This window comes from Priestia sp. USM5 (assembly GCF_058323215.1).
Genome location: NZ_JBSGKN010000001.1, coordinates 3,997,809 through 4,016,240, shown reverse-complemented (window position 1 = coordinate 4,016,240; position 18,432 = coordinate 3,997,809). Strand labels below are relative to the sequence as shown.

Here is an 18,432-nt window from a genome sequence, read left to right as displayed (position 1 = left end):
ATTGAAGAAAAACTTTTATGTTCGATATAATGTGAAAGCAATAATGAAAGCATGTAAGGTGTGAAAGAATGAAACGTTTCAAAATGAACGCGACTGATAAAGAACAGCGTATTGAAGCAGCGGATGTATTAAAAGGAATCGCGCTTATTGGTATTTTGCTGATGAACATGCCCGATTTTTATTCGCCTGCTGCCTATTACGACAATAATTTGATGAATGGTTCAAGAATGAGTTATGTTGCTAATGGATTAGTTGATATAGTAGTAGGGCAGACAGGGTACGCGCTGCTTGCTATTTTGTTTGGATTTGGTTTTATGAAAATGTTCCAGCGTACATACGAAAGGCAAGTAAGCTTTACTCCTTTTTATGTACGAAGAATGACAGCTTTGCTTCTCGTTGGAGCTATTCATGCTGTATTTATTTGGCATGGTGATATGATTGTGATATACAGCTTCTTTGCTTTGATTATGCTGTTTTTTCAAGAAGCAAAGAAAGAAGTGTTATTAGCATGGGGAACTGGAATATTTAGTATTTACGCTGTGATTATGATTGTTATTTTAACGGTAGCGGCTTTTGCTAATGAAGGAGAGACAGCAGCGGGAATTCACCAGCCTATTATTGACCAAGCGATTCAAGTATATGGACACGGAAGTTTTGCGTCAATATTTCATCAGCGCTTGCTGGATTGGTACTACGCGTATAATTTAAATACGGTTCCTTTTCTGTTTTTATCGCTATTTCCACTGTTTTTATTAGGCGGTTTTATGGCGAAAAGCGATTGGTTCGAAGAAATAGAAGAATATATAGTGGAGACAAAGTGGCTTTGCCTTATTTCATTTATCGCGTATACAGTATCATCCGTACTGCCGTATGCTTTAGATCACAATGTAGCTACATCCTATATCCACGATACAATCGGAGGAACGGCAGGAGCAATTTTTGTTGTAACGTTGGTCACATTGGCTATGCGAAGTGTATCTATTCGAAAAATCATGCAGCCATTTGCCTTTTTGGGGAGAATGATTTTAACTAACTATATTGTCCAGTCCATTGTATGTACATTCCTTTTTTACTCATATGGGTTAGGATACTACGGACATATTTCAATTGTAGAAGGATTGGCTATTGCGGGGATTATCATTTTTATTCAACTGCTGGGAAGCTGGATATGGATGAGCCTATTTTCAGATGGACCGCTTGAAAAACTCATTCGGTATGCTACATATAGACGCAGCCGCTAAAAATCCTTTTCCTTCCTTATATTATTGGTGAAGGAAAGGTTTTCATGATATGATATTTTCAGAAAGGACGTGAGATGAATGGCTCCACTACATATTCATGTAACGCTTTGGACATTATTGATTATCTCGTTTGTGGTTTCGTTGATTTTACATCGAGCAGGTAAAGCTAAAGGTCAAAAAATCCTACATATGGTGGCGAGACTTCTATACTTATTAGTATTAGTATCAGGTCTGCATATGTTAGCAGCTTGGTACCATTTTCAAGGCGCAGCGCTCATTAAAGGAATTGCCGGAGTGTTAGTGCTTGTGGGAATGGAAATGGTCCTTGTTCGTACTGAAAAAAGAAAACGTACAGGCGTTGCTTGGGCAGTTCTTGTAATTGCGCTTATCTTAGTATTCTATTACGGATATGTCGTACTAGGATAAGGCAAGAGTATTTTAGTTCAAAAAAAAACCGAAGTATTAATCAGAATTCTGATTAATACTTCGGTTTTTTTTTCGTTGTCATGGTGAAAGTAAATTTAATGCGTGTAGGTGCTTCTAGCTGTTGATTGGAGGGCAAGGCGAAGACTCCTGCGGGAAAAGTGGCACAGGTGAGACCCCGCAGGAGCGTAAGCGACGAGGAGGCTCATCGGCCGCCCGCGGAAAGCGAAGCCTTGCACGGAAATCAATAGCGGTTTAAAAGCAATCAATACGAACTCATATATCCAATTTTTTCTTTTTAGATTAGGTTGATGAAGTTATGTCTCAAACTCTTTTCTTTTGCTTTAATCTAAAAAAAGATTCATTGAACGTTCTCCATCGTTAACGGTATATTCAAATCGGTCTAGGTAATGCGTGCCTCGTTCGAATAAATGCTGAACGGCACAAATTTTTTCCTCATTGTCATAAATGATAAAATTAGCACCTTTTGTATCACCGTCTGTCGGTAAAAAACATAATGTGTTGTGACAGTAAATACAATCATAAAGAGAGAATTTTAATGAATTTAAGTGCTGAGTGAATGATAAAAAGGTCTCTTTCGGTAGTGATTGAAGAAGCTGTTCGTATGCATAAGGTAGCTTTTTAGTCAGTCTTAGCTTATCCCCATTTCGCAATAAATACGTTCCATCGTGAAGCTTTATTTGACGGTCATCAACCATAATGGCTTTTTCCCAGCGTGTATCAATAAGAAGTTCTAATGTCTCATCCATTACTTCATGAAGCATGGAAGCTTCGTCACTTTCATCTTCAAAGAAAATCCACTGTGAATCAACACATTCAACCGTACCAATCACGAAGGAACGCGGCTGATTGTTCATAGCTTGTTGTTTAGAATAATGATTCATAATCAAACCTCCGTGTGAAATTTATCCATATTTTTTTATTGCCTAAAAAAGCTCTCTTTATAACTGAAAAGTAAAAATAAAATATAAGGACAATTCAACTGTAACTACTGCGTGCATACAATGGCATTATTTCATTCATAAACAAGAGCGTGAAAGAAAGGATGATAAACGATGTGTGGTATAACGGGTTGGGTCGATTTAAAGCGATCGCTTTTAAATGAAACAGCAACAATAACAAAAATGGCTGACACTTTATCGAAAAGAGGTCCTGATGACACCAACGTATGGACACAGCAGCATGTTGCTTTTGGGCACAAACGCTTAGTTGTAGTAGATCCTCAAGGCGGAAGACAGCCGATGACGCGAGAAAAAAATGAACAGCTCTACACGCTTTGCTATAATGGAGAGCTTTACAACACGGAAGATATTCGGAAAGAATTACTAAAAAGAGGTTATCAATTTCAGGGACATTCAGATACGGAAGTACTTCTAACATCTTATATAGAATGGAAAGAATCATGCGTAGATCATTTTAACGGTATCTTTGCTTTTTCGATCTGGGATGAAGCCAATGAAAAGTTATTTATAGCACGCGACAGAATGGGAGTGAAGCCCTTATTCTATCGATCTTATGAAGGTGGAATTCAATTTGCATCGGAATTAAAGGCGATATTAGCTCATCCTGAGGTAAAAGCAGAAGTAGGATTAGATGGATTAGCAGAAGTGTTTGGCTTAGGACCTTCTCGATCTCCCGGCCACGGCGTATTTAAAAACATAAATGAATTACGCCCGGCTCACGCGCTCACGCTTACGCGTAACGGATTGAAGATTTGGCGATACTGGAACGTGAAAAGTGAGCAGCATACAGATAATTTAGCTGAAACAACAGAAAAAGTTAAATTTTTAGTGCAAGACGCGATTGTAAGACAGCTAGTGTCGGATGTCCCGGTTTGTACATTTTTATCAGGTGGAGTGGACTCAAGCGCCATTACAGCAATTGCTGCAAATGCGTTCAAAGAAAGCGGCAAGGGCTCCCTTCATACGTATTCTATCGACTATGAAGACAATGATAAATTTTTTAAAGCAAATGAGTTTCAGCCAAATTCTGATGGAACTTATATCAAGCTCATGTCCGATACGTTTCAAACAAATCATCATCGCTGCATTATTTCAACGGAGGACCTTGTGCAGCATTTAACAGAGGCTGTAGAGGTGAGAGATCTTCCTGGAATGGCTGATGTAGATTCATCGTTGCTTTGGTTTTGCCGTGAAATCAAACAAGATTTTGTCGTGAGCTTATCAGGAGAATGTGCAGATGAAATTTTTGGAGGATATCCGTGGTTTCACCGAAAACACGATTTGTCTTCGGATACTTTCCCGTGGATGCGCTCATTAGATGCTCGAATTGATTTGCTGCAAAGTTCATGGAGAAAGAAATTACAGTTAGAAGATTATGTACGTGCAAGATATGAAGAAACGTTAAAGGAAGTGCCTGAATTAGAAGGTGAATCGTTAGAAGATGCGCAGCGGAGAAAGCTGTTTTATTTAAATCAGGTTTGGTTTATGACAACTTTATTAGATCGTAAAGATCGTATGAGCATGGGAGCGAGCTTAGAAGTACGCGTACCTTTTGCAGATCATCGCCTTGTGGAATATGCATGGAATATTCCATGGGAGATGAAAATGACGGGCAATAAAGAGAAGGGGATTTTACGCAAAGCGCTTGAAGGAATTTTGCCTCATGACGTTCTTTATCGCAAGAAAAGCCCTTACCCTAAAACGCATAACCCAGCTTATACAAAAGCTGTAACTGTATGGCTTCAATCTCTTTTACAAGATAAACAGTCACCTCTTTATGAATTTTTTGATAAGCAGCAGTTAAAGCATATTATTGATACAGGCGGAGAAGGATTTAAAGCGCCGTGGTTTGGTCAATTAATGACAGGGCCTCAGCTGCTAGCTCATCTAGCTCAAATTCACGTCTGGTTTACTCACAATAATATTCAAATTGTTGAATGACAGGACCCTCTCAGTACAGAGGGTTTTTTTTATGAAATCAGTCATCCATTTCTCTTTTTTATACGTTTAAGTAGAGAAGAAGACCGCAGTCTATTTTTGTATAACTTTACATAGATATAAAATAAAAGCTTGAAAGCACCGAATAAAGGGAAAGTGTACTGAAACCCTGGAAAAATGGTACAAACGTCATATTTTCATGGTTTAGTTATTGGTAATTTTATGATTCGAATAAAGACAAGCAGTTTATCGTTGTGTTTAATAATAAAGCTTTGTATAATGTTTGTATAACTATTGTATAAGATTAGGAGTGTATGTATGCAAAAAAACGTAATCGTGATTGGAGCAGGTCCAGGAGGACTAGCGGCAGCAATGCTGTTAGCAAGTCATGGCTATAAAGTAGATGTATATGAAAAGCAAGGATACGTGGGCGGGCGAAATTCAGCGATTAAAATGTCAGGTTATACGTTTGATATGGGTCCTACATTTTTGAGCATGCCACAGATTTTTGAAGAATTATTTCAAGCTGCTAATCGCAATGCGCATGACTATATGGACTTAAAACGTCTAAATCTCATGTATGAGCTTATCTTTGATGATGCACAGATTCAGATGACGGATAACCATAAAAAGATGAAAGAAGAAATCGAACGTTTATACCCAGGAAACGGGGAAGGCTATGAGCGCTTTATGAAAGACACCGAAGCAAAGATGGCGGCTTTGCTGCCTTTATTGCAAGGGCAGATGGATCGTTTTCATCACTATTTAAAGCCTGAAGCAATTCGAGCACTGCCGCATTTATCCTTAGGTAAAACGCTCTATGATGTACTTGGCAAGTATTTCACTGATGAGAAATTGAAATTAGCTTTTACTTTTCAATCGAAGTACTTGGGAATGTCCCCTTGGGAATGTCCAGGAGCCTTTTCTATTTTATCCTTTATGGAACATGCCTACGGTATCTTCCATCCGATAGGAGGAGTAAATCAGCTATCTCAAGCAATGGCAAAAGTAGTGGAAGAACATCAAGGGCACATCCACTTAAACCAAGGTGTTCAAAAACTATGGATTGAAAATAAGAGAGTAAAAGGAATTATTCTAGAAAATGGAGAGCGAATAGGGGCAGACGACGTCATTATCAATGGAGATTTTGCTCATGCCATGACGAATTTAATAGATGAAGGTACGCTTAAAAAATATGCAGTTAAAAAACTTGAAAAGAAAAAATACTCTTGTTCCACTTTTATGATTTATCTAGGCATAGACAAACAGTACAAAGATCTGCCTCATCACACGATTGTGTTCGCTGAAGATTATAAAAAAAATGTAGAAGAGATCACAAAAACGTTAGCTCTTTCAGAAGACCCTTCCATCTACATTCAAAATCCAAGTGTAACAGACCCAACTTTAGCACCAGAAGGAAAGTCTGCTCTTTATATTTTAGCGCCGGTTCCAAATAATTTCAGCGGTGTAAACTGGGATGAAAAACAAAAAGCTTTTCGAGATGCAGTATTAAAAATTGTAGAAAAGAAAACGGGTTTCAAAGATTTAGAGAGTCATATTGAAGTTGAAAAAATCATTTCACCAAAGCAGTGGGAAGAAGACGTGCTGGTCTATAAAGGAGCGACATTTAACCTTGGACATCAGCTCACTCAAATGATGGTACTGCGTCCGCATAATAAATTTGAAGAATTAGAAAATTGCTGGCTAGTTGGAGGAGGAACTCATCCAGGGAGCGGTCTACCAACTATTCTGGAATCATCCCGCATTACGACAAAGCTCATCTTAAAAAGAGACGGACAATTACTGAATGAGCCGTTTAAAACCATGAAGGAAATGGAGAGTGCATTATGAGAACAGCAATTGTTGGAGGCGGAATAGGCGGTTTAATTACCGCTTTGTTATTAAGCAAACGAGGTTTTTCTGTTGATATTTTCGAAAAAGAAAACAAGCTGGGCGGCCGGCTGGCGTTTGTAGAAAAAGACGGTTATAAAATTGATGAAGGTCCCACGATTGTCTTGCTGCCTTTAATGCTTGAACGTATTTTAGATGAAGCCGGCATTTCTGCTTCTCAATATGAACTAATACGCTGTGATCCACTTTATGATATTCATTTTCCAGACGGTACGACCTATACAAAAAAAGCGACTGAAAAAGATCAGTTAGAGGAGATTAGCCGTTTGTTTCCAGGCGAAGAGCAAAACTACCGGCGTTTTATGACTGAATTAAAAAAGCGATTTGAATTAGGAAGTAATGCATTTTTGGAAAAAACATTTGTAAATAAACGAGATTTTTGGACATGGCAAAACATTAAGGCATTAAAAAAAATGAATGCAAATAAATCAATGAGAAAATTTGTTTCAACGTATTTCCATGATGAACGTCTAGTAGATGCCTACTCGCTGCAATCTCTCTATATTGGAGGGAATCCTTATTCGGCACCAGCTATTTATTCCCTTGTTCCTTACAGTGAGCATGCTCATGGCATCTATTACGTAAAAGGGGGATACGCAAGTCTTGTGCCACTTCTTGAAAAGGCGCTGATAGAGCAAGGTGTAAGCATTCATTTGAATAAGGTGGTTCAAGAGCTTTCTATATTAGGAGACAAGACAGAAGGGGTTATTGTTGATGAAAAACTTCACCCATTTGATCAAGTGGTTTTAAATGGCGACTTTCCTAATATGGCGAAAATTGCTCAAAAAAAAGAAAAGAAGTATGTGCCTTCGTCCAGCTGTCTGCTGCTTTATCTTGGTTTGAAGAGAAAATATGATCATCACAATGTGCATCAATACTTTATGGGCAATGATTTGGCTAAACATATGGAAGCAGTGTTTAAGCATAAAACGATTCCTGAAGATCCCGCTATTTATACATTTAATCCCTCTATTATTGATCCATCGCTAGCTCCCGAAGGAAAAAGTGTGCTATATGCACTTGTACCGGTTCCATCAGGTGGCCACATTGATTGGAGCAATCAGCAAGATTTTGTTGATGGAATCATTCGAACTTTGGAAGAAAAAGGGTTTGGAGAGCTGCGTAAAGAAATAGAATGGGTAAAAGTACGCACGCCAAATGATGCTCAAGCATTTGGACTTTACGAAGGCGGAAGCTTTGGTATTGCTCCTGAGCTGTTTCAGTCAGGCGTATTCAGACCTCAGTACCAGCCGTACGAATATAAAAATGTTTTTGCGGTGGGAGCATCTATACATCCAGGCGGAGGCGTGCCAATTGTTATGCAAGGAGCAAAAATGTTGGCTGATCATCTTATTGAACAATCGTCTATTCAAACGGTTGCAAAGCTCTCTTAAGATCTTGTGAAGCCATAAGGAAATGATGGTTTATCCTTTAATAGAGAAAGGGGTCCTATATGATGAACATTTCGTTAGACAAAGCGTACACTCAGTGTGAAGAAATTATTAAAGAAAACTCAAAAACGTTTTACAAAGCTTTTTCCATGCTGCCGTCAAAACAAAGAAAGGCAGTATGGGCGGTATATGCATTTTGCCGTCAAGTCGATGATATTGTAGATGAAGGAAGTAATCCTGAAATAGAGCTGCAGCAATTCGAAGGAGAATTTGCTCGGTTTAAAAATGGAGAACTATTAAACGAAAGCGCCATGTGGGTAGCTCTGCGCAATGTATTTGAACAATATGAAATGAATGTTCAAGCATTTGACGATATGATTACCGGTCAGCGAATGGATTTAGTAAAAAAAGAATACGATACGCTTGATGAAGTGAAAACATACTCCTATCATGTAGCGAGTACGGTAGGGTTAATGCTTTTACCGATTTTAGCTCCAACTACTCATAAAGAATTAGAAGAAGAAGCAGTTGCGTTAGGCATTGCGATGCAGCTGACCAACATTTTAAGAGACGTGGGGGAAGACTTAGAGCGAGGGCGCATTTATTTACCGAAAGACCTTATGAATTCTTACAGATATACGCGCACGCTATTAGAGAACCGGTGGGTCACTTCTGAATTTATAGAAATGTGGGAGCACCTGGCCAAAGAAGCAGAAATGTATTATATAAAAGGGCTTCAGTCGATTCATAAATATCCGGTGGCTTCTCGTTTACCTCTTACAGGAGCGGCGCATTTATACCGAGCAATTCTTGATAAAATTCGAAAAGAACATTATGAAGTATTTACAGAAAAGCATTTTGTCACAAGTCAAGTGAAAAAGCAAATTATGACATCTATTTCTACGGGGTAACGCAAAGGAGCTACTTTTCCTTTGCGTTACTTTTTTTTGAAAAGATATGAAAGCGTTAACTATTATGTAAATAAGAAAAAAGTCTCATTTTTATCACATATTAACTTGAATATTCAGAAAATTACCTATATGATAATATACATAACATTAAATGTTAATAAAACTAACATGAAAGAGGGGTTACAATGAAAAAAGTGGAAGCTATCATTCGTCCAGAAAAATTTCAAGCACTGCGCGTAAAATTAGAGGAAGTAGGAATAAACGGATTAACAGTCTCAGAAGTGGCAGGCTGCGGTCAGCAAAAAGGAGAGCAGGGACTGTTCAGGGGACAAAGTTTTGAAATCAAACTAGTACCTAAAGTCAAGGTAGAAATGATTTTAGAAGCAGAACAAGTTCATGAAGTCATTAAGATCATTCAATCAATTTGTTCTACGAACCAAATAGGCGACGGAAAGGTTTTTGTCTATCCGGTAGAGGATGCTGTACGAATTAGAACAGGAGAAGCAGGTGTAGAGGCTATTTTATAAAAAGAGAGTGTTATTTTAATAGAGGGGGAGTTAAGCGTTGAAAAAGAAAATTAGTGCGGTTTTGTTTATTAGTTTGTTGGCGGCAACACGCGTTAATGCAGCTGATCCAACTGTCGAATCAGTCAGTGCATCAATTGACATGATGTGGGTAATGTTTGGGGCAGTGCTTGTGTTTTTAATGCACGCAGGGTTTGCGATGGTTGAAACAGGCTTCACTCGTTCGAAAAATTCGCTTAATATCTTAATGAAAAATATGCTAACGGTAGCTGTATCTTCCGTATTGTATTTTGTGATTGGTTTTGCCCTTATGTTTGGAAATTCAAAAGGAGGATTTATCGGTTCAAGCGGTTTCTTTTTAAATGGAGAAAGCGATCAAATGAGCTTTTTCGTCTTCCAAATTGTTTTCGCAGCAACGTGCGCTACGATTATTTCAGGAGCGGTAGCGGAACGTATGAAACTATCCAGCTATATGATGCTCACGATTGCTATGGTAGCTGTGATTTATCCAGTTGTAGGTCACTGGGTATGGGGAGGAGGGTGGTTGTCCAAACTAGGCTTCGTAGATTTTGCAGGATCGACAGTTGTTCATTTGACCGGGGCTCTTGGTGCGGCTGTAGCAGTTACTTTTCTAGGAGCACGTCTTGGAAAGTATGGAAGCGATGGAAAAGTCAATGCTATTCAAGGGCATAACATTCCGCTTGGCGCATTAGGTGTATTTATCCTCTGGTTTGGCTGGTTTGGATTTAATGGAGGAAGTACATTAGCAGCCGATCCTGCTCTTGTCCCGGGAATCATTGCAACAACATTAATGTCTGGGTCATGCGGAGTCCTGTCTTCTGCTTTATACACAAAGTTTCGCTACAAACGTATTGATGCTAGCTTAACATTAAACGGTGCCTTAGCTGGACTTGTAGGGATTACAGCTGGAACAGCAAACGTATCGATCCCGGGCGCGATCGTCATTGGGCTGATTGCAGGAATTATTCTAGTAGAAGCTGTGCATTTTATCGATAGCAAAATGAAGTTAGACGATCCAGTTGGCGCTATTACTGTTCATGGAATTTGCGGTATTTGGGGGACGTTAGCAGTGGGGCTGTTTGATACAGCTAACGGTTTATTTTATGGTGGCGGCGTACAGCTATTAGGTATTCAAGCTCTTGGAATTATAGCTGTGATGGGCTGGACAATTGGAACGGTTGGGTTATTCTTATTTGTTCTCACGCGTTTTTCTTCCATTCGAGTATCAAGCGAAGAAGAAATTGCTGGTTTAGATTTTGCTGAACACGGTTCATCCGCATACGAATTTCGTGAAAGTTTTGTAGCGACAGGAGACGGCAATCTTCATCCTGAATTTGGTGTTGGATTGATTGATCGATTAAATAAAGTGGGTAAAGTATCGGATAAACCTCATATATCGAACGTAAATGAGACGATATAGCAGTATATAGATAGAAAAAAGTGATTAAAAGTAAAAACTTTTAATCACTTTTTTTGTTTTTATCAACTTATTTAACAATAATGTAAGCGTTAACGTTATAATGGAAACAAAAGTGAGTTTGAAACAGTTCGTCTATAGGAGGGGAATAGATGAAATGGAAAAGGACAAGTATGCTACTTATACTATTATTGCTTTTTGGAAGCAGCGCCTCAGCGCAAGATCATAAAGATATACGTGATGAGGTGATATACTCATTGATGATTAACCGTTTTTATAACGGAAGTGAACAGAATGATCGAAATGTTAACTATGAACGCTCAGATGCCTATTATGGAGGCGATTTACAGGGAGTAGCACAAAAGTTAGACTATATTCAAGAGATGGGATTTACCGCTGTTTTATTGACTCCTTTTATGGAAAATGATGAGACAGGCTATCATGGATATGCGGTGACCGACCATTATAAAATAGACGATCATTTTGGAACGTTAAAAGACTTACAAAATCTTGTGAAGAAAGCACATGAGCGCAATATAAAAATTATGGTCGAATTTCCTTTGACAATCAGTAACAATCATACCTGGATAGCAGATAAAGGAAAACAAACATGGATAAGTAATGAATCCGGTACGGATAACGAAGTAATTAAAGCATTGCCTCACCTTAACTTAAAAGAAAGCGCCGTGCAGAAATACCTTATTAAAAATGCTGCCTGGTGGAGCAAACAAACAGATATTGACGGATATTACGTTAAAGATATCGATCAAGCTCCTTCTGCATTTATTTCATCTTTTTCTCAGACGTTAAAAAGCATGGATCCTTCCTTTCTATTAATAGGAGAAATAAACGGGCATTCATTAAAAAAAAGTGAGCAGGCTGATTCATTAGGAATGGATTTGCTTGTAGATAGAACGCTAGCCGAAGCCACTGCTGCTACGTTTAGCGGTACTAATCGTCCGCAGAAAATGTTGTATGACAAGTGGGAAAAAGGAAGTAATTTGCCTTTAGCCAATTTTTTAGATGATGTTCATAGCACACGTTTTACAGCAAAAGCATTAAAGAGTGAAAACCATCCTGGAGCCCGAACAAAGCAAGGGCTTTCCTACCTTTATACTTCGCCGAGTGTACCGATCGTTTTTTATGGAACAGAAATTGCGCTGAATGGGGGAAAGGGAGCAGAAAATTATGGCATGATGAATTTTTTAGCTAATCCCGATATTATAGATCATTTAAAAAAACTGGCTGAACTTAGAGCAAAATCGCCTTCTCTTCGAAAAGGAAGCTTTACCCTTGTGTCTGAGCAAAAAGGTGTGGCCGTATACAAGAGAAGGTATAAGGACGAAACGACGTTTGTTGTGATTAATAATACAAAGGAAACGTCGGCCATTAATGTACCGCTTAAAAAAGTTGGAAAAGAAAATGAATTAAGAGGGTTAATAACGGAAGGAATTATACGACCAGTTGACGATGTATACAACATTTCATTGGAGCCTGAGACGACAAATGTATATAAAGTAGTGAAAAATTCAGGGGTTAATATTGGATATATCGCAGCGGTTGCCGCTGTTTATACGGGATTCGGCATCTTTTTGTACAAAGCATCGTCAAAAAGAAGAAAAGAAAAGAAAATTTCTCAATCTCATAAAAAGGACAGCGCGTCGTAGTTGTCAAACTATATTGGATAAGTAGTAATGAAGAAAACATAATTAAGAGGTGGAATTATGGGTGTAACAATAAAAGATGTGGCAAATTTAGCAAATGTAGCCCCTTCGACGGTATCTCGCGTCATTGCAGACAGCTCAAGAATTAGTGAAAAAACAAAACAGCGCGTGCGATCGGCTATGAAAGAACTTGGTTATCACCCAAATATTATTGCGCGAAGTCTAGCAAATCAAACGACAGAGGCAGTCGGCCTAGTGATGCCGAGCTCAGCAGACAAGGTGTTTCAAAATCCATTCTTCCCAGAAGTGCTAAGAGGAATCAGCACCGGAGCTCACGAAAACAAAAGAGCGATTTATATGTCCACTGGAGAAACGGAAGAAGAGATTTTTGCAGAAGTTGTTCAAATGGTACAGGGAAGACGAGTGGATGGATTAATTTTGCTGTACTCCAAAGTTGATGATCAAGTACTTTCTTATTTGCAAGAACAGAGCGTTCCGTTTGTAGTTATTGGAAAGCCGTTTAAGCATAGTGAAAGCATCACGTTTGTTGATAACGACAATTTTAAAGCTGGAAAAGAAGCGACGGAATATTTAATTGAATCTGGTCATGAGCGTATTGCTTTTATTGGTGGAAGTCTTGAATTAGTCGTTACCATTGACCGTTTAACAGGCTATGATAAAGCGATTCAAAAAGCAAACATTCCTTACCGGGATGAGTATGTGATTCATGAAGAATTTCTACAGAAGGGAGGAAAAGAAGCTGTTTGCGAACTTTTATCTCTAAAAGAACGTCCAACGGCTCTAGTAGTAGCAGATGACTTAATGGCATTAGGCGTTTTAAATACATTGGATGAAATGGGAATTTCGGTTCCTGAAGACATCTCTATTGTCAGTTTTAATAATGTCTTAATCGCTGAAATGGCTAGACCAGCTCTTACATCAATTGATATTAATATTTTTGAACTTGGTTATCAGGCTGTAAGCTGCTTGATTAAGCAGATTGAAACGCCATATGCTGTTGCAGAACAAGTGCGCGTTCCTCACAAAATGATTAAAAGACAGTCCTGCAAAACCATTCAAATGACGAAAAGATAACGTAATACACAAATAGAAAGAGGCTGAGACAAAAGTAGTGTAGTTGAAGGAAGATCCGAACGAGTTTGATTCTTGATGGAGAATCAAACTCGTTCGGATTTTTTCGTTTTTAGATTGAATTGATTTAGGTATGTCTCAACATCCTCTTTACGCAAAAAAAATTGGCATTTTAAGCGCCAAAAAAATATACATATGCCAATTATTTTTTCTTTTATCAAAAAGAAAGAATGATATTAGTAGTGAAAGCCTTGATGATAAAGAGGCTGTAAAGTTTTATTAAAAGTTGGCACGCTATTTGCATAACTATAAAGTAAACAAAGATTTGCATACTAGGAGGCATATATCATGGTAGTTTCTTATTCTCATGAACCATTTACAAATTTTAAGGACGAAAACAATAAACAGGTATTTCAAGAAGCATTAACATATGTGAATACACAGCTTGGCAAGACGTATCCACTTGTAATCAACGGTGAAAAAGTGGAGACCGAAGAGAAAATTACGTCTGTTAACCCAGCAAACATAAAAGAAGTAATTGGATATGTATCTACAGTAAATAAAGATCTAGCAGAGCAAGCAATACAGTCAGCTCTAAAAGCTTTTGAAACGTGGAAAAAGTGGAAAGTAGAACACCGAGCAGATATTCTTTTCCGCGCAGCGGCCATCATTCGTCGAAGAAAGCATGAATTTTCTAGTTATCTTGTAAAAGAAGCAGGAAAGCCTTGGAACGAAGCAGATGCTGATACAGCAGAAGCAATTGATTTTTTAGAGTACTATGCACGTCAAGTCCTGACATTAAAAGACGGTTCCCCAGTACAGAGCCGAGACGGTGAGTATAATCAGTACAATTATATTCCGCTTGGCGTAGGTATTATTATTTCACCATTTAACTTCCCGTTAGCTATTATGGCTGGAACCGCAGTAGCAGCTATTGTAACCGGAAATACGATTTTATTAAAACCAGCTGATGCCACTCCTGTAGTAGCAGCGAAATTTGTAGAAGTAATGGAAGAAGCAGGATTACCAAAAGGCGTATTAAACTTTATTCCTGGTGCTACACCTGAAATTGGTGACTACTTAGTGGAACATCCCAAAACACGCTTTGTTTCATTTACCGGCTCGCGTGCAGTGGGTTGCCGCATTTACGAAAGAGCAGCAAAAGTACAGCCGGGGCAAAAATGGCTAAAACGTGTTATAGCTGAAATGGGCGGAAAAGACACGGTGGTTGTAGACAAAGATGCTGATCTTGATTTAGCAGCTTCTTCAATCGTATATTCTGCATTTGGTTTTGCAGGGCAAAAGTGCTCCGCAGGTTCTCGTGCTGTTGTGCATCAAGATGTATATGATGAAGTGCTTGAAAAAGCAGTTGCGCTAACAAAAACATTAACTGTTGGCAACCCGGAAGAAGTTTCGACTTATATGGGACCTGTTATTCACGAGGCTTCGTACAATAAAGTATTATCGTATATTGAACTTGGAAAAGAAGAAGGGCGTCTCGTTGCGGGAGGAGAAGCAGACAATTCAACTGGATACTTTATTCAGCCAACTATTTTTGCGGATGTAGATGAAAAAGCTCGTCTCATGCAAGAAGAAATTTTTGGTCCGGTAGTAGCATTCTCTAAAGCGCGAGATTTTGATCATATGATGGAGATTGCAAACAATACAGAATATGCATTAACAGGCGCTTTATTATCAAATAACCGCGAGCATATTGAACGCGCCCGTGAAGAGTTCCATGTTGGAAACCTGTATTTTAACAGAGGATGTACAGGAGCGATTGTAGGATACCAGCCTTTTGGCGGATTTAATATGTCAGGAACGGATTCAAAAGCAGGGGGACCGGATTATCTAGTTCTTCACATGCAAGCAAAAACAACATCTGAAACATTTTAATTGGAAAATAAGGAGGAATAAATATGACAACTGAAACACAAAAAACGGTGAAAATTATTGAGCAAACAGAAAAGTTTGGGGCACATAACTATCATCCGCTGCCGATTGTAATTGAAAAAGCAGAAGGCGTATGGGTACACGATCCAGAAAATAATAAATATATGGATATGCTAAGCGCGTATTCCGCTGTTAACCAAGGACATCGTCATCCGAAAATTATTGAAGCATTAAAACGTCAAGCTGATAAAGTAACGTTAACGTCACGAGCGTTTCATAATGATCAGCTTGGTCCATGGTATGAAAAGATTTGTAAATTAACAAATAAAAATATGGCTCTTCCAATGAATACGGGAGCAGAAGCGGTTGAAACAGCCATTAAAGCTGCACGCCGCTGGGCTTACGATGTGAAAGGTGTTGCTGAAAATCAAGCACAAATCATCGCATGTGTGGGCAACTTCCACGGTCGTACAATGACAGCTGTTTCATTATCATCTGAAGCAGAATATCAACGTGGTTTTGGACCGATGCTTCCAGGACTTCAAACGATTCCTTACGGTGATTTAGAATCGTTAAAAGCTGCTATTACACCGAATACGGCCGCATTTTTAATTGAGCCAATTCAAGGCGAAGCAGGTATCGTTTTACCTCCAGAAGGCTTCTTAAAAGCTGCAGCTGACTTATGTAAAGAAAATAATGTGCTATTTATTGCTGACGAAATCCAAGTCGGCTTAGCGCGTACAGGCAAGATGTTTGCTTGTGATTGGGAAGACGTAGAACCAGATATGCTGATTTTAGGTAAAGCGCTTGGAGGAGGAGTTTTCCCTATTTCTTGCGTAGTCGCTAACGAAGACATTTTAAGTGTCTTTAACCCTGGCTCTCATGGTTCAACATTTGGAGGAAACCCGCTTGCTTGTGCCGTATCATTAGCTGCTTTGGAAGTAATTGAAGATGAAGAACTTCCAGCGCGTTCATTAGAATTAGGTTCTTATTTCAAGCAGAAGCTCCAAAGCTTAAGCAATCCAGTTATTAAAGAAGTGCGCGGCCGAGGCCTGTTCATCGGGGTAGAATTACACGAAGAGGCTCGTCCTTATTGTGAAAAATTAAAAGACCAAGGTTTGCTTTGTAAAGAAACGCATAGTACGGTTATTCGTTTTGCTCCGCCCCTAACGATTTCAAAAGAAGAGTTGGACTGGGCAATTGAACGAATTGAAAAAGTATTTGCTGAGTAATCGGTTTAAAATAAATAAAAATAGTACGATATGTATATATCGTACTATTTTTGTTCATATGCAGCTAAATAACGTTTTTATTTGATAGGCAGGAGGAATAGAAGTGTATACCCAACTCTCACAGCTAAGCATAGAAGAGCAAGTTGAATGTTTAACAAAAGCGTTAGTGAAAATCAAAAGTATCAATGGGACAAGCGGCGAAGTAAAGATTGCTGATTTCATTAAAAACACGCTTCAAAGTTTTCCTTATTTCAAAGAAAATCCCCTTCACGTTTGGGAACAGAAAATTAATGGCGATACGCTAGGTAGAAAAAATGTATTTGCTTTTATTCAAGGCAGCAAAAAAAATGCTCAAACAATGATTTATCACGCTCACTTAGATACGGTTGGCATTGAAGATTTTGGTCCATTAAAAGACATAGCGTTAGATCCAGAAGAACTTCAGCACTATTTCTCTATGCATAACATTAATGAAGATGTACAGCGAGATGCTCGTTCAGGTGAATGGATGTTTGGAAGAGGAGCCGTTGATATGCAAAGTGGAATTGCTGTACATTTAGCCAATGTGCTGCATTTTACTAAGCATCGAGATCAATTAGAAGGAAACGTCCTTTTTATGGTCAACCCAGATGAGGAAAGTCAGCATGCTGGAATTATTTCTGCTGTTTCTGAACTGAACCGTTTGAAAAAAGAGAAAAATCTTTCATATGTAGCAGCGATTAATACCGACTTTATTACACCTCTTTACGATGGAGATTCCACGCGCTATATTTATACAGGAGCTGCTGGGAAACTGCTTCCATGTTTTTATATTTACGGAAGGGAGGTACACGTAGGAGATACGCTTGCTGGTATAGATCCTAATTTGATTGCATCTGAGATTACGGGAAGCATCCATAACAATATTAATCTAGCTGAAAATATTGAAGGAGAGCTGGTACTGCCACCTTCCTGTCTGTATCAACGAGATAATAAAGAGGCTTATAATGTGCAAACCGCCGTAAGCAGTCATTTGTATTTTAACTATTTCATCTATGAACGAACGGCAAAAGAAGTGATGAGTCAATTAATTGGATTATCAATCGAAGCATGTGAAAAAGTAGAGAAAAAACTTTCTGATTATTACGAACTTTTTGCGCGAAGAACGAATTTACCAAAGCGAAACTTGTCTTGGAAAGTGGATGTTGTGAGTTTGGAAGATTATCTGGAAGAATTGGATCAAAAAGGGATAAATGCTCAGGCTTGTATTGAACGAGCTTTCGAACAGTATGCGCATTTAGAACTTAGAACAAGGTGCTTTAAAGTAATTGAAGAACTTCAAAAGTTAGATCCGCATCAAAGTCCGCGCGTAATTGTCTTTTTTGCACCGCCTTATTTGCCTCATAATCACTTGAAGAAAGACGAAAGCAGAGATCAGCAGCTTCTTTATCCTTTACAAGCGGCTGTGGAGAAGGTTGGAAAACAGACGGGAGAGACGTTTCAGTTTAAAAATTTTTTTCCCTACCTAGCGGATGGCAGCTTTTTATCTCTTCATGAGACAGATGAGGAAATCGATGCTTTTACACGTAACTTTCCGGGGTGGGGGATTGCAGGGGCGATTCCTTTCCGTGAAATTCGAGAGTTAAATATTCCGTCCATCAATATAGGAGTATATGGGAAAGACGGACATAAGTGGACAGAGCGAGTGTATAAGCCTTATTCGTTCGGCGTCCTTCCTAAGCTGATTCAAGAAACAACTGTTCAGATGCTAAAAAGTAAGCATGCTTGTACAAACCACATATAAGAAAATGA

The 18,432-nt window shown here is 38.7% G+C and carries 15 protein-coding genes; 14 read left to right on the top strand and 1 reads right to left on the bottom strand.

Features of this window, described 5'->3' with window-relative positions; all coding sequences use genetic code 11:
• The first annotated feature begins 68 nt into the window (after positions 1 to 68).
• From ACWATA_RS21100 to ACWATA_RS21090, 3 genes are all read left to right on the top strand, one after another.
• Positions 69 to 1,241, top strand: coding sequence for a DUF418 domain-containing protein (locus tag ACWATA_RS21100; protein WP_430049103.1), 1,173 nt, complete (start codon positions 69 to 71; stop codon positions 1,239 to 1,241).
• A gap of 78 nt (positions 1,242 to 1,319) precedes the next feature.
• Complete coding sequence (locus tag ACWATA_RS21095) at positions 1,320 to 1,667, top strand: DUF1516 family protein (protein ID WP_013055360.1); 348 nt, start codon at positions 1,320 to 1,322, stop codon at positions 1,665 to 1,667.
• A 121-nt stretch (positions 1,668 to 1,788) separates the two neighbouring features.
• Positions 1,789 to 1,923 (top strand): hypothetical protein, encoded by a 135-nt coding sequence (locus tag ACWATA_RS21090; RefSeq protein WP_430049101.1) that lies wholly within the window; start codon positions 1,789 to 1,791, stop codon positions 1,921 to 1,923.
• Between the two features lie 85 nt (positions 1,924 to 2,008).
• Here the strand turns inward: ACWATA_RS21090 and ACWATA_RS21085 are convergent, their stop codons facing one another.
• Positions 2,009 to 2,569, bottom strand: a complete 561-nt coding sequence (locus ACWATA_RS21085) for a DUF2777 domain-containing protein (RefSeq protein ID WP_033578020.1) — start codon at positions 2,567 to 2,569, stop codon at positions 2,009 to 2,011.
• Between the two features lie 171 nt (positions 2,570 to 2,740).
• On the opposite strand from ACWATA_RS21085, the gene asnB reads away from it, so the two are divergent.
• The 11 genes from asnB to ACWATA_RS21030 all read left to right on the top strand — a co-directional run bounded on the left by asnB (position 2,741) and on the right by ACWATA_RS21030 (position 18,424).
• Positions 2,741 to 4,588: an asparagine synthase (glutamine-hydrolyzing) gene (asnB, locus tag ACWATA_RS21080; RefSeq protein ID WP_028412408.1), complete on the top strand. Its 1,848-nt coding sequence runs from the start codon at positions 2,741 to 2,743 to the stop codon at positions 4,586 to 4,588.
• 315 nt (positions 4,589 to 4,903) lie between these two features.
• Complete coding sequence (locus ACWATA_RS21075; RefSeq protein ID WP_034267744.1) at positions 4,904 to 6,436, top strand: phytoene desaturase family protein; 1,533 nt, start codon at positions 4,904 to 4,906, stop codon at positions 6,434 to 6,436.
• On the top strand, positions 6,433 to 7,890 hold the full coding sequence (locus ACWATA_RS21070; RefSeq protein ID WP_430049099.1) for a phytoene desaturase family protein: 1,458 nt from the start codon (positions 6,433 to 6,435) through the stop codon (positions 7,888 to 7,890). The genes ACWATA_RS21075 and ACWATA_RS21070 overlap by 4 nt, the downstream gene beginning before the upstream one ends.
• 59 nt (positions 7,891 to 7,949) lie before the next feature.
• Positions 7,950 to 8,798, top strand: coding sequence for a phytoene/squalene synthase family protein (locus ACWATA_RS21065; protein ID WP_473050164.1), 849 nt, complete (start codon positions 7,950 to 7,952; stop codon positions 8,796 to 8,798).
• A gap of 185 nt (positions 8,799 to 8,983) precedes the next feature.
• On the top strand, positions 8,984 to 9,325 hold the full coding sequence (locus ACWATA_RS21060) for a P-II family nitrogen regulator (RefSeq protein WP_098113552.1): 342 nt from the start codon (positions 8,984 to 8,986) through the stop codon (positions 9,323 to 9,325).
• 37 nt (positions 9,326 to 9,362) lie between these two features.
• Entirely contained in the window at positions 9,363 to 10,763 is a 1,401-nt protein-coding gene (locus ACWATA_RS21055; RefSeq protein ID WP_034327384.1) for an ammonium transporter, read from the top strand.
• Positions 10,764 to 10,912: 149 nt separating this feature from the next.
• The gene (locus ACWATA_RS21050; RefSeq protein ID WP_098113550.1) at positions 10,913 to 12,427 is read left to right on the top strand and encodes an alpha-amylase family glycosyl hydrolase; all 1,515 of its coding nucleotides are present in this window, start codon (positions 10,913 to 10,915) and stop codon (positions 12,425 to 12,427) included.
• 57 nt (positions 12,428 to 12,484) lie between these two features.
• Entirely contained in the window at positions 12,485 to 13,519 is a 1,035-nt protein-coding gene (locus ACWATA_RS21045; RefSeq protein WP_028412401.1) for a LacI family DNA-binding transcriptional regulator, read from the top strand.
• 345 nt (positions 13,520 to 13,864) lie between these two features.
• A complete protein-coding gene (gene pruA / locus ACWATA_RS21040; RefSeq protein ID WP_098999228.1) occupies positions 13,865 to 15,412 on the top strand; it encodes an L-glutamate gamma-semialdehyde dehydrogenase in 1,548 nt (515 codons plus the stop codon).
• Positions 15,413 to 15,435: 23 nt separating this feature from the next.
• The gene (locus tag ACWATA_RS21035) at positions 15,436 to 16,641 is read left to right on the top strand and encodes an ornithine--oxo-acid transaminase (RefSeq protein WP_098999227.1); all 1,206 of its coding nucleotides are present in this window, start codon (positions 15,436 to 15,438) and stop codon (positions 16,639 to 16,641) included.
• A gap of 103 nt (positions 16,642 to 16,744) precedes the next feature.
• The gene (locus ACWATA_RS21030; RefSeq protein ID WP_098625746.1) at positions 16,745 to 18,424 is read left to right on the top strand and encodes a M20/M25/M40 family metallo-hydrolase; all 1,680 of its coding nucleotides are present in this window, start codon (positions 16,745 to 16,747) and stop codon (positions 18,422 to 18,424) included.
• Positions 18,425 to 18,432 lie beyond the last annotated feature (8 nt).